9 protein-coding genes and 2 tRNA genes are annotated in these 13313 nt (G+C 59.4%); 9 read left to right on the forward strand and 2 right to left on the reverse strand.

Features of this window, described 5'->3' with window-relative positions:
• The first annotated feature begins 166 nt into the window (after positions 1-166).
• From dksA to RBR25_RS16220, 4 genes are all read left to right on the forward strand, one after another.
• The gene (dksA, locus tag RBR25_RS16205; protein WP_432820592.1) at positions 167-523 is read left to right on the forward strand and encodes an RNA polymerase-binding protein DksA; all 357 of its coding nucleotides are present in this window, start codon (positions 167-169) and stop codon (positions 521-523) included.
• A 41-nt stretch (positions 524-564) separates the two neighbouring features.
• On the forward strand, positions 565-2877 hold the full coding sequence (locus RBR25_RS16210) for an ATP-binding protein (protein ID WP_432820593.1): 2313 nt from the start codon (positions 565-567) through the stop codon (positions 2875-2877).
• 37 nt (positions 2878-2914) lie between these two features.
• Positions 2915-2990 (forward strand) — tRNA-Ala (locus RBR25_RS16215).
• Between the two features lie 68 nt (positions 2991-3058).
• Positions 3059-3781: a YkgJ family cysteine cluster protein gene (locus tag RBR25_RS16220; protein ID WP_432820594.1), complete on the forward strand. Its 723-nt coding sequence runs from the start codon at positions 3059-3061 to the stop codon at positions 3779-3781.
• An 89-nt stretch (positions 3782-3870) separates the two neighbouring features.
• Here the strand turns inward: RBR25_RS16220 and hemL are convergent, their stop codons facing one another.
• Both hemL and RBR25_RS16230 read right to left on the reverse strand, forming a co-directional pair.
• Positions 3871-5154, reverse strand: a complete 1284-nt coding sequence (hemL, locus tag RBR25_RS16225) for a glutamate-1-semialdehyde 2,1-aminomutase (protein ID WP_432820595.1) — start codon at positions 5152-5154, stop codon at positions 3871-3873.
• A 163-nt stretch (positions 5155-5317) separates the two neighbouring features.
• A tRNA-Phe gene (locus RBR25_RS16230) sits at positions 5318-5393 on the reverse strand.
• Positions 5394-5769: 376 nt separating this feature from the next.
• Between RBR25_RS16230 and aroF the strand changes: the two genes are divergently transcribed.
• The 5 genes from aroF to RBR25_RS16255 all read left to right on the forward strand — a co-directional run bounded on the left by aroF (position 5770) and on the right by RBR25_RS16255 (position 13133).
• A complete protein-coding gene (aroF, locus tag RBR25_RS16235) occupies positions 5770-6789 on the forward strand; it encodes a 3-deoxy-7-phosphoheptulonate synthase (RefSeq protein WP_432820596.1) in 1020 nt (339 codons plus the stop codon).
• 72 nt (positions 6790-6861) lie between these two features.
• The gene (locus RBR25_RS16240; protein ID WP_432820597.1) at positions 6862-7128 is read left to right on the forward strand and encodes a hypothetical protein; all 267 of its coding nucleotides are present in this window, start codon (positions 6862-6864) and stop codon (positions 7126-7128) included.
• Between the two features lie 320 nt (positions 7129-7448).
• Entirely contained in the window at positions 7449-8753 is a 1305-nt protein-coding gene (locus RBR25_RS16245) for a pyridoxal phosphate-dependent aminotransferase (protein WP_432820598.1), read from the forward strand.
• Positions 8754-9929: 1176 nt separating this feature from the next.
• The gene (tkt, locus tag RBR25_RS16250) at positions 9930-11921 is read left to right on the forward strand and encodes a transketolase (protein ID WP_432820599.1); all 1992 of its coding nucleotides are present in this window, start codon (positions 9930-9932) and stop codon (positions 11919-11921) included.
• Between the two features lie 30 nt (positions 11922-11951).
• Positions 11952-13133, forward strand: a complete 1182-nt coding sequence (locus RBR25_RS16255; protein WP_432820600.1) for a hypothetical protein — start codon at positions 11952-11954, stop codon at positions 13131-13133.
• The last annotated feature ends 180 nt before the right edge of the window (positions 13134-13313 follow it).

Consider the following 13313-nt stretch of genomic DNA (forward strand, 5'->3'; position numbering starts at 1 on the left):
CAAAGAGCCATTAAGACCGCTGCGGGGATATCTACGACATTTTGCCGAGGCCTTTCGGCCCGGCAACAACCGAATTGGTTGGCTCATGCCTCAAGCCGCGTGAGCTTTTTTCGCGATTGCATCAACCTATTATGTCGTGATAAATAAACCCCAAGGAGAACCTTGCATGGATAAGGAAAAACTCGAAGAGTTCCGGCTGCTCCTGCAATCCCAGATCGATGGTTTGCTGCGGGAAGCCGATAAAACCGTGTCGGAGATGACGGACGAAAAGACCAATTTCCCCGATCCCACCGATCGGGCGTCCCTGGAATCGGATCGCAACTTTGAGCTGCGCATTCGCGACCGTGAGCGCAAGCTCATCATGAAGATCCAAGAAGCGATTGAGCGGATCGATTCGGGCGAGTTCGGTATTTGTGAAAGCTGCGGCGAAGAAATCGGCGAGGCCCGCCTTCGCGCCCGCCCGGTAACCACTTTATGTATTGACTGCAAGACCGAGCAGGAGCGTCAGGAGCGGATCGGCTGAGCCTTATGATATGACGACGCGCCCCAGGGAAGGACGGGTTCATGAAGTGCGATGGCTTTGAACTGCTTTACAAGGTTGTCCGCATTGCCCACTGCGCGGTTCATGACCATCCCCGGGCTTTCAAGGATATTCTCCGGCTCCTGGAACGCTGTTTTCCGCTCGACGCCGTTTCCCTCCTGCTGCTCGACTCCGGCGGTCACCATTTTGTGCAATCGATCGATGCTGGCAGCGCTCAGTTTTTTCGGCCCTGCCGCCAGGAAGTCGACGGCTCCCCCCCCGGAGAGGCCCTGACCTCCCGCCAGCCTCTTCTGTTGGCCGACACCTTCTATTTTCCCGTTTTTTGCTGTGACCGGAGTTACGGCGTTCTTGTTCTGGTGCTTGGCGATGACGCCGAACTGACCGAACAGGATCGGCACACCCTCGTTCTTGTCGCCGAAGAACTTGCGACCCTCGTCCGCAATGTCGCCATCCAGGCGGAAGACCGCTGGCGGATGGAGCAGCTGGCGTTTTTCTCCGACCTCGGCCGCCAGCTGACCCACGCCCAGCAGTTCAAGGAACTTTTGACCACCGCCGCCAAGAGTATCCATCGCCATTCCCAGGCTTCTTGCGTCATCCTTCGTCCCTTGCTCGGCGGCACCGTCATGGGCAGTGGCGCTCTGCGTATCGATTCCCCTTTTCGCAAGTATCGCCCCCGGCTGGAACAGCTGGAGGAAGAGTACGGCCAGCGCGCCCTGCGCCAGGCCGAGCCCCTCTACTTCGCGGAACTGCCTGTCGTTCCGGGTGGGGAGCCTCTGCCGCTGCGCATGGTGATCATGCCCCTGCGTTTCATGCAGCGCCCGCTGGGAACCCTGACCCTCTTTTTCGATCGGGAACCGGCCGAGTTGCCCCTAGCGAGCAAGCACGCCAGTCGTGAGTTCTACCACTCTGTCGGTTCACTCCTCGGCCATGCTCTTGAGCGGGTCGCGACTCTTGAGCGCCTGGAAGCCCTGTCGGCGGAGAACGATCTCAAGTTTCGGGAGCTTTCTCTTCTTTACCGGACCTTTCGGGCGATTCACAGCACTCTCAACCTCAACGAACTCATGCACCTGATTCTGTCGGCGGCAACCATTCCTGCCGGCGGCGGCTTCGAGCGCGCCATGCTCTTCACCATCAACGAACGCAGCGGCGCCCTTCAGGGGATGCTCGGGGTCGATCAGGACGGCGCCGCCCTGGTTTTCCCTCCCCATGACGAGCGAAGCGCCTGGGAACAGCCTGGGGTCAGCCCGGAGATCCGGGAGATCCAGCGGCGCATGCCCTTCTCCCAGAAGGTCATGCGCCAGCGTCTCAATCTGGACGCTGACGACAACGCCCTAGCGCGGGCGGTTCTCAAGGGACGGGTTATCTTTGTTTCCCAACCCAGCGCCGAGCCGGCCGCCGGCGCGGCGTTGGCCACCGAGCTGGGGTTGGGTCCCTATGCCTGCGCGCCGCTGCGCACTAAAGATCGGTCTCTCGGCGTGCTGGTGGTTGACAGCTGCGAGAGCGGCGAGCCCATCGGGCTCGACCGGTTGCACTTTCTCGAACTCTTTGCCCATCAGGCGAGTACCGCCATCGACAACTCCATGCTCATGCAGCGCCTGGAAACGGTCAATCGTGAGTTGCGGGAGACCCGCGAGCGTTTGATTCAGGGGGAAAAGATGGCCGCGCTGGGCGAGTTGGCGGCTTCTATTGCCCACGAACTCAAGACCCCGCTGGTCCCTATCGGCGGCTTCGCCAAGCGCCTTCGACAACGGGTGGAAGAGGGGAGCAAAGAAGCGGAATACTGCGAGATTATTCAGCGTGAAACCCGGAGGATGGAACAGATTCTTTCGGAAATTCTCGGTTTCTCCCGAAAGCAGATGCTCTGTTACAGCGAATGCCGGATGGAAGGCATCATTGAGCAGGCCCTGGTGCTGGAGGACGATGCCCTGCGCGCTTCCGACATTCAGGTGCACCTCGATTATGATTGTGCGCTGCCGCCTTTCCAAGGGGATGATCAGAAGCTCTTGCAGGTCCTGATGAATCTCATCGACAACGCCCGCCACGCCATGGGCGAGGGAGGAGAACTGCACATCCGGGCCGGGCTCGGGCATCTGCGCGACGAATCGGCAGTGGTCGTCGAAATCCAGGATACCGGCGGTGGCATCCCTCCGGAAATTCTCAAGGAAATTTTTGCGCCCTTCTACACCACAAAAAAACAGGGGACCGGTCTTGGCCTGGCCATCAGCCAGCGCATCATCCAGCAACACCGGGGCTCCATCGAAGTTCACAACGAGGCCGAGGGCGCGGTCTTTACCCTGCGAATCCCCCTGGGTTTAGGCGCCGCAGCTTTTCATTGACAAAATCGCCGTGTCTGGATTATCTTTAGCGTGTTTTGGGGCTGTAGCTCAGCTGGGAGAGCGACGCGTTCGCAATGCGTAGGTCAGGGGTTCGATCCCCCTCAGCTCCACCAACAAAAACAAGGGGTTAGGTCGAAAGACCTAACCCCTTTAAGTATTTCGGAAGTTGTGGGAGGTATGGGTGTCAGGATGGGTGGCAACCAGGGGGGAGTTGGGGCGGCGACAGCGTGATTTTGACCGGGATTGCGCGCGTCTGCTCGCGGAGTATGAAGGCCGGGGCGGGCGGATTTTTTGTGGCCGGGGCTGTCGGGCCTGCTGCACCCTGACCGTTGATTGCAGCTTCGGCGAGGCCCTGCTCGTCGCCGAGGCCGTGAACGAAGGGCTGGGACGAGCGCTTGACGTTTATGTCGAACGCCTGCGCGAGCGGCTGCCGAAGGTGGCGGATCTCAAGAGCTATCTGCGCATGCAGCGGCGGGAATTGGGGGATTGCCCCTTTCTCGATGATGAGGGAGCCTGCGCCGTTTACGAAACGCGTCCTTTCGCCTGCCGGGCACTCTTTTCAACCCGCCCCGCCGAGTGGTGCGGTGTCGACTTCGGTGAGCTGCCGGCCATCGAAAAAGAGCTGTTCATGGCCAGTCTCGACCGCACGGTGGTCGATTTCCCAACCCATTACCTGGCCGAGCCTCGGGAATTGGCGCGGGCGTTGGAAGGTGCGGGGCTTCTGGCCATGGAACGGGTCTTCGGTTTTTCTCTGGCCGGCAATCTCCCCTATCTGGTCTGGCTGGAAAAGCATTATGCCCTGAGCCAAAAATGCGTCGAAGGAGACGCCGCTGTGACCGCGTTACTGGAAACGGAAGGACTGAATCTTCCCTTTGTGCTGCGCCTCGGCAAGGCTCCGGCGTAGGAACGACATCCCCTGATTTCACGACAAAAAATCCCGGCACCTGTTCGTGGGCGCCGGGATTTTTTTCCTTCAGCCTTCAGCCTGATCCCCTATAACGCCTTGAACGCCTTGGCCGCCGCCTCAATGGTGCGGTCGAGATCTTCAGTGCTGTGGGCGATGCTCATGAACCCGGCTTCGTACTGGCTGGGCGCGAGATTGATCCCCTCTTCGAGCATGGCGCGAAAGAACTTAGCGAAGCGTTGCGGTGCCTCTGGTTTGATGTCGGCGAAATTGAAGACTTCTTCGCCCTGGAAGTAGGTGCAGAACATGCCGCCGACCCGCTGCAGCGAGGTCTTCACCCCGGCGGCAGTCGCAGCCTGACGCATCCCCTTTTCGAAATAGGCGCTCTTCTCCTCGATGTGGGCGTAGAAACCTTCCTCCTTGAGGAGATTCAGAGTGGCGATGCCGGCGCTCATGGCCAGGGGATTGCCGGAGAGGGTGCCGGCCTGGTAGACGCCGCCCTCGGGGGAGAGTTTTTCCATGATCTCGCGCTTACCGCCGAAGGCGCCCACCGGCAGGCCGCCACCGATGATCTTGCCGAGGCAGACCAGGTCGCCGCGCACTCCGTAGCGCTCCTGGGCGCCGCCGAAAGCGACGCGGAAGCCGGTCATGACTTCGTCGACGATGAGCACAATCCCCTCGGCATCGCACAGGGCGCGCAGCCCTTCAAGGAAGCCCGGCTTGGGTGCCACGCAGCCCATGTTGCCGGCGATCGCCTCAAGAATGATGCAGGCGATCTCTCCCTTGTTGGCGGCGACCAGGGCCTGGGTTTCGGCGAGATCGTTATAGGTGGCGGTCAGAGTGTATTGGGCAAAGGCGGCGGGAACGCCTGGGGAAGTCGGCACCCCGAAGGTCGCCGCGCCGCTGCCGGCTTTGACTAGCAACGAGTCGGCGTGGCCGTGGTAGCAGCCGTCGAACTTGAGGATCTTGTCGCGCCCGGTGTAGCCGCGGGCGAGACGGATGGCACTCATAGCGGCTTCGGTGCCGGAGGAGACCATGCGCACCTTCTTGATGTTGGGATAGGCTTCGCGAACCATCTCTGCAAGGGTCACTTCCTTCTCCGTCGGCGCGCCGAAGGAAGCGCCGGAGGCGGCGGCCTGCTGGATCGCCTCGACCACCTTGGGGTGGCAGTGACCAAGAATCATCGGCCCCCAGGAGCCGACGTAGTCGATATAGGCGTTGCCGTCGACATCATAGATGCGCGAACCTGCGGCGCGGGTGATGAAGATCGGATCGCAGCCGACCGATTTGAAGGCTCGCACTGGGCTGTTGACCCCACCGGGAATGATCTGCTTGGCCTTGGCGAAGAGCGCCGCCGATTGCTGATGATTCATGGAAAAACTCCCTGTCATTAGGTTGTTCGGCGCGAAGCCGAAGGAGAGTTCCGCTTGGATGGGTTTGCTTAACATAGCCCCCCGACCTTGTCAAGGAGCGCCCCGCAGGCGGAAAGAACGGAAAAAGGGGTTGCGGCTTTTGCCGTAACCCCTTGTTTCCGTCTGGTGCCCAGAGGCGGAATCGAACCACCGACACGAGGATTTTCAGTCCTCTGCTCTACCGACTGAGCTATCTGGGCGAAGAGGCTCCGTTTATAACCAAAAGCATGGAGGGTGTCAAGAAAAAATATCAAAATTTAAACCTTGTCATCATGGCTGAATTCTGCTAAGTAACGAACACTTTTTTTCGGAGTTTTCCAACATGCTGACCCGTTACGCCCACTTTATGAACTTTACCTTCTGGTTCGGCTTTTATTTTAGGCCGTCTGCCTGGGGGAAAGGTTCGTTGGCGTAACGAAAGAAACCAGCACCGAACCAGCAAACCATGGGCAGACCGACTCGGGCTCTCCCATGGTTTTTTTGTTTCCGGATCGATGGAGGCAGGGGCCGCCGGGGGAGAGCCGGGCGGCCTTTGCCGTTTATCCCCCAACCGTCGATCGACAAGGAGCCGAACCAATGATTATCGTCATGAAAAAAGGGGCCGACAAGGAGCAACTGGCCGAAGTCAAGAAGCAGATCCGCGAACTGGGTTACAAGCCCCACGTCATCCACGGTGAGACCCGTAACGTCATCGGCGCGGTCGGTGACGAGCGGGGCAAGTCGGTTTTGCAATCCCTGCAATCGTTGCCGGGAGTGGAGAACGTGGTGCCGATCCTCAAGCCTTACAAGCTGGCCAGCCGCGAAGTCAAGCCGGAGCCGAGCGTGGTCGAACTCGGCGGCGGACTCACTGTCGGGGGCGGCAAGCTGGTGGTAATGGCCGGCCCCTGTTCGGTGGAGAGCGAGGCGCAGATTCTCGAGACCGCCCATGCGGTCAAGGCGGCCGGGGCCACGGTACTGCGCGGCGGCGCCTTCAAGCCGCGCACCAGCCCCTATTCCTTTCAGGGAATGGAGGAGGACGGTCTTAAGCTGCTGGCCATGGCCCGGGAAGCGACGGGCCTGCCTATCGTCACCGAGGTGGTCAATCCCCGGGATGTGGAACTGGTGGCTCGCTATGCCGACATCATGCAGGTCGGGGCCCGCAACATCCAGAACTTCGCCTTACTCAAGATGCTCGGCCAACTCGACAAGCCGATCCTGCTCAAACGCGGGATGGCCAGCACCATTCAGGAATTCCTGATGAGCGCCGAGTACATCCTCGCCGAGGGCAACCGGCGGGTACTCCTCTGCGAGCGGGGGATTCGGACCTTCGAGACCGCTACCCGCAATACTCTCGACATCTCGGCGGTGCCGGTACTCAGGGAGCAGACCCACCTGCCGATCATCGTCGATCCTTCCCATGCTACCGGCCATGCCAGCCTGGTTCCTTCCATGTGCTATGCGGCCGTGGCGGCCGGCTGCGACGGCCTGATCGTCGAGGTCCATCCCTGTCCGGAAAAGGCCGCCAGCGATGGTCCCCAGTCGCTGCGCCCAGCGGAATTCTCGGCGATGATGACCAAACTGCGGGAATTCGCCCGGGTTGCTGGAAAAGAGCTGTAGAAAAAGCCTTCGCACCCCCACTTCCGGCGGAAGTGGGGGTGCGAAGATCCATTCCTCACTCAAGGAGATCACATGTTTTTTATCCCCCTTTCCCAGGTTGAAAGTGTCGAACTGGTGATTCACGCCCTGCGCGCCGCTGGTGGCGAGGCCGACTGCACCGCCTGCCCGGCCTATCGGGTGTGCATGAAGCAATGCCTGACCATTGCCAATGCCGTCAGCGAGATGGTGCGCAACGGCAGCCTGCCGACAAGCGACGGGGATGGCTCGCCTGCGCCGTCTTCTCCCGGAGGAACGGGGGCGGGCAAGCCCGCCCGTGGCGGCCTGAAAGTCGTGAAATAAGGGGGGCGGCGGGGCACATTCCCATCTCCGGCTCACGTCCGCAAGGAAACCGTTGACTTTGTCCGGCGGCTGTGATAACCAGACAGCCTGATTTTTTCGGAGATTTCCATGCCCCTGTTCAGTCTGAAATCTTTTTTCCGCACGGCATTCGCGGCGCGAGCATGCGCGGCGGCCGCGGCGGCCGCTTGTTCGGCCTCCGATGGTTGCCAGGGAGTCAGCCCTTAACTCCGAAACCGACAAAACCTTCGAGGCCATGGATACTGTAGAGTCCATGGCCTTTTTCTTTAGCGACCACGACCATCCTCAACGGGGAGCACATCATGCGTAACAACATCGTCCACATCGGAGCAGGGGAACTGACCTACGAAATCCGGGCCATCGTCGATATCGCCGACAAGCTCAAGGCCCTGGGGATCAAAACCAACATGGAGAATATCGGCGATCCCGTGGCCAAAGGGGAAAAAATCCCCCTCTGGATGAAGGAGATTGTCGCCGACCTGGCGATGAAGGACTGTTCCTACGGCTACTGTCCGACCCGGGGCGTGCTGGAGACCCGCCAGTTTCTCGCCGATCTGACCAACAAGCGGGGCAAGACCCAGATCACCCCCGACGACATTCTCTTCTTTAACGGACTCGGCGACGCCATCCAGAAGGTCTATGGTTTTCTCCGTCGCGAGGCCCGAGTGATTGGCCCCTCGCCGACCTACTCGACCCATTCTTCCGGCGAGGCCGCTCACGCCGGGCAGAAGCCGGTCTCCTACCGGCTTGATCCGGATAATAACTGGTATCCCGACCTCGACGATCTGCGTCTTTCGGTCAAGTACAACCCGGCGATCTGCGGCATTCTCATTATCAATCCCGACAACCCCACCGGTGCCGTCTATCCCGAGCGCATCCTCCGGGAGATGATCGCCATTGCCAAAGAGTACGATCTTTTCATTATTTGCGATGAGATCTATCACAATATCGTCTACAACGGCGAATCGACCAAGCCCATTTCCGACCTGATTGGCGACGTGCCCGCCATCGCCATGAAGGGGATCAGTAAGGAAACTCCCTGGCCCGGTGCCCGCTGCGGCTGGATCGAAGTCTACAACGCCGACAAAGATCCGATGTTCAAGCAGTATGTGGCCTCGATCCTCAATTCGAAGATGGTTGAGGTCTGCTCCACGACCTTGCCGCAGAAGGCGATTCCGGCGTTGATTTGTCACCCCGAATATCCCAAATATCTGGAAGAGCGTAAGGCTCGCTACGAGCGGGCCTCGAATATCGCCTATCAGGTGCTCAAGGATGTGCCGGGGATCAAGGTCAACCGTACCAACGGCGCCTTCTATATGGCGGTGGCCTTCGAGAAGGGTCGTCTGACTTACCGGCAAAGCCTGCCCATCGATAACCCCGAGGTCAAGCAACTGGTCGAGGGGCTGGTGAACCAGCCGGGCTGTTCTCTGGACAAGCGTTTCGTCTACTATCTGCTGGCCTCCACCGGTATCTGCGTGGTGCCCCTCTCCTCCTTCTGCACCCCCGAGCAGGGTTTCCGCATCACCCTGCTGGAGCGGGATGAACAGGAACTGGTTAAGATCTTCGAAACTATCGCCGCCGCCATCGGCGCCTATCTCCAGTCCTGACTGAGCCTCCCCCGGCGGTTCGCCGCCGGGGAGTTTTCTTAGCTGCCCATTCTCCGCCCTTTTTGCTGGGATGCACCGGGGCGGGACGAGACTTGTTTTCTGGAGGAATTTCAGGAAATCGTCAAGTCGGGCGTTATTCTCGTGGAACGTTTTTTGGCTTGCCGGCAGGGTATGCGGGAGGGTAAGTTGCAGAGTTTACGGGAATGCGGTGATTATTCCGTTTGAGCGCGGCGGCTGTGAAAAAGACTAATCAAGATTGGCGATTGTGCATTCACGCGATTATTTTCACGGTAATACGCGTTGCAATGGTTTTTTTTTCGTTTATAGTTGCACTAACCTCGACCTGTTGTGGCAGACGGGCCAGGCTGAAGAAGACCCTTCTTCTTCATTTCTCCCCCTGTTCAAGGCCGACCCCGAAAAACTTCGAGGTCGGCCTTGACTTTTCCGGGGTGCGCAATTGTCTTTCCCTGTGCGGATGCACAGTCAACACCCGTGAGCGCGGTCGCGATTTTTTACGGGAATCGCCGTGGTGGGCGAGGGCCTTTTCAGTTAGTGTTGAACCATAGACGGGCTGTTGTGGCAGGCGGCTCGTTGAGCATGGAAGACTCTCTCTTCATTTCTCCCTCTTGTTCCACCCCAGACTGGCCAGGGCTTACCTCCCCCTGGCCGGTCGTCTTTTTGCGTCTTCCGCTTATGTACTGTGTTTTTGCACAGACCAAAACCCGGTATGCGGTCTTGATTTTTTACGTTTACCCCCGTGGCGACGATCAGGTCTTTTCCGTACAGTAAAACCATCGACGGCTTGTTGTGGCAGGCGAGCCGGAAGATACCTCCTGTTGCTCCATCTCCCCGTTTCACCCCAGGGCCGGTCATAAGGGATGCCTCCCCCTAGACCGGCCCTCTCCCTTTGTGCCTCCCACCGATTGTTTGTCTCCATCCGCTCCCCGGGTTCTCCGAGCCGTGGTTACAGCTCGGAAAATCTCGATTTTTGCGCAATTCAGGGGTGTATCGCGCAGCCGTTTCAGTTATAATCCCGCTGCTCTTTTGCGACCCGCATCGTCTTGTCCGCTACGCGACCGTCGCTTCTCCGCTTTATCTCGCGGTTGATTTTCCCGAAAAAACGGCCGCTCGAATTTTCCCCGCTTCATACCCTTCTTTATTCGACAGGAGATTACCGTGTCCCAAGCCGTCATTGATCCGACCCTGGCCAAGCAGACCATCGACAGCCTGCGCCTGCTCGCCGCCGACGCCGTAGAAAAAGCCCGTTCCGGCCATCCCGGCACCCCCATGGAAGCCGCCCCCATCGCTTACCTGCTCTACCAACGCCACCTTCGCCACAATCCGGCCAATCCCAACTGGGCCGGGCGCGACCGCTTCATCCTCTCTTGTGGCCATGCCTCGACGTTGCTCTACGGCATCCTCCACCTGAGCGGCTATGACGTATCGCTGGACGATCTGAAAAATTTCCGGCAGATGGGCAGCCGCACCCCCGGTCATCCCGAATTTGGTCACACTCCCGGCGTCGAAACGACCACCGGCCCCTTGGGCCAGGGGGTGGCGGTCGGCGTCGGCATGGCCATGGGCGGCCGCTTCCTCCAGCAGCAGGTGGATGGGGAACTTTTCGATTATCGCACCTACGTTCTCTGTTCGGACGGCGACCTGATGGAGGGGATTTCCACCGAGGCGGCCTCCCTCGCCGGTCATCTGCGTCTGGGCAATCTGATCTACATCTACTTGGATAACCGCATCACCATTGAGGGCGAAACCTCTCTGGCCTTCAGCGAAGAAGTCGCCACCCGCTTCATTGCCGGCGGCTGGCACATTGAGCGGGTCGAAGGGGAAAATCTGGTGGAGATCGACGGCGCCATCAAGCGCGCCAAGGAGGATCCCCGCCCGTCGCTGATCATTGCCCGCACCCACATTGGCATCGGCGCTCCGACCAAGCAGGACACCGCCGAGGCCCACGGTGCGCCTCTGGGCGAGAAGGAGCTGCGCGCCGCCAAGGCCTTCTACGGCTTCGATCCCGAGCAGTCCTTCGTCGTTCCCGAGGCGGTGCGCACGCACATGGCCGAAATCGCCCCGCGCGGCGCCCAGTTGGAAAGCGCCTGGCAGGCTCGCCTGGCCGCGAAGCTGCAAGAGGATAATGCCTCCCTGCAGGCCTGGAACCAGCTGCAAACCGGGGAACTCCCCGACGGCTGGCAGACGGCCCTGCCCGAATTCGCCGCCGGGACCTCGGCCGCGACGCGCAAGGCCAGCGGCGACACCCTCAATGCTCTGGCGCCGGCTCTGCCCCTGCTCCTCGGTGGTTCGGCCGACCTTGCGCCCTCAAACAACACCGAGCTCAAAGGGCAGTCGTTCTTCGCCCCCGGAACGAGCGGCCGTAACATTCATTTCGGCATCCGCGAGCACGCCATGGGCGCCATCCTCAACGGTCTCGCCCATACCCCCGGCCTGATTCCCTTCGCTGGCACCTTCCTGGTTTTCGCCGATTATATGCGCACGCCGATCCGCCTTGCGGCGATGATGGGACTGGGGACAGTCTACGTGTTCACCCACGACTCCATCGGTCTCGGCGAGGACGGTCCGACCCATCAGCCGGTGGAGCATCTCGCCACCTTGCGGGCGATACCCGGCCTCAACGTCATCCGCCCCTGCGATGCCAACGAAACGGTGCGCGCCTGGGAGGCGGCCATCGCCAACCGCAACGAGCCCACCGCGTTGATTCTCAGCCGCCAGAACCTTCCGACCCTTGACCGCGAATGTTTTGCCGGTGCCGACGGCCTGCATCTGGGGGGCTATGTCCTTGCCCGTGAGGAAGGGGAGCTGAAAGCCATTCTGCTGGCCAGCGGCGCCGAAGTTCATCCCGCCCTGGCGGCCCGGGAACTGTTGCAGCAGGAGGGAATCGGCACCCGCGTCGTCTCCATGCCCTGCTGGGAATTTTTCGACCAGCAGGAAAAGGATTACCGGGACGAAGTTCTGCCCCCCGCCTGCGCTTGCCGGGTGGCGGTGGAAGCCGCCGTTCCCTTTGGCTGGGAGCGCTATGTGGGGATCAGCGGCGCCGTTATTGGAATGACTGGCTTTGGCGCCAGTGCCCCCGCCGAGAAGCTGATGGAGCATTTTGGTTTCACCGCCGACAACATCGCGGCCAGAGTGAAAGCGTTGTTATAGATACCGTTTGATTCAAAGGAGGTTTTACCGGTGAACAAAAGGTTGTTTTTGCTTGTCATGCTGCTCTTGTTGGTCCCCGTCACATCTTTTTCGTTGGAGGTCTACAAAAAGGATGAGGTTTTGATTAATGCTGGTTGGTGGGGCCAGATCTGGGCTCAATCAGTATCGAATATGGATACCGATAGCGACGGACGCTTCGACGATAGCCTCAGCGACATCTTGATGCGCCGCTCCTACTTTTATCTAGGCGGCACCATTACCCAAGAGCTGGGTTTTTTCGTCCATTTTGCCAGTGACAAGCTGGGTATGGATGAAATGAAAGACGATTCCGGAAACGGGCTGGGCTCCGGTGTGGCCGTTCGCGATGCCTGGCTCAACTATAAGTTGATGGGGAACGATTTGATCCTTCAGGCTGGTCGTATGTACGTGCCTTTTACCCGCAACTACGGCACGACCTCAACGAAATCGATGCTGACACTTGATCTCGACTGGGGCCAAGGTGGCCACCGAAGCACCATCTTTTACCCAAGCCGAGTAGGCCGTGATGATGCTCTGGCTGTTTGGGGCAATCTCCTCGACGACAAGTTGCAGTACCGGTTCATGTTCGGCGACGGCGAAGAAGACAACGCTAAAAACGTAGACGACAGCCAGCGCTATGCCGGCCGCTTGAGCTACAGCTTTTTCGATCCAGAAACCGACTGGTTCAATGCCGGTACCTATTTGGGCAAGAAGCGGGTGTTGAGCCTGGGCTTCGGCGCTGACAGCCAAGAAGATCTGGTTCTGGCCGGCCGCAAACAGAACTACTCTGCCTGGACCGCCGATCTGCACTACGATCAGCCCTTGGCGGACGGCGGCAATCTGACACTGACCGCCTCATATATCGATATTGTCAACAGTGTCAACGGGATCAGTTTCACAACTTTGGGCTCAGGTGACGACGGTAATTTGCTGTCTGTCAAGGCCGGCTACCTGCTCCCTGGCACCATTGGGAAGGGCCAGTTGCAGCCCTATGGTCACTATCAGCTCATCAGTGTTGACGAAAGCGGAAAAAAAGATACTCAGGTTTACGGCGTCGGTCTGAACTACTATATCAAAGGGGTTGATAACAAGATCAGCCTCGAAACCACCTTCGTCGATCAGGACAAGGAAATCTTCAAGAGCAACGTGCAGGATGAAACAATCATCACCTTGCAATTGGCCGCAGGTTTTTGATTAGTTTCCCATTATTCTAAAAAAACAGCCCTGCCTCACAAAAAGGCAGGGCTGTTTTTTGTTTGCCCAGCGTAGCGGGCAAACCCGGCCTGTTGCAAGAGACAGGCGTCACCCCGGCCAGGGGGAAGACAATCCGAATCGCAAGGGCGTTGCTGGTAACGGCAGGGTCTGAAGGAAGCG

Origin of the sequence: Trichloromonas sp. (assembly GCF_034006665.1) — a bacterium.
Taxonomy (GTDB): domain Bacteria; phylum Desulfobacterota; class Desulfuromonadia; order Desulfuromonadales; family Trichloromonadaceae; genus Trichloromonas.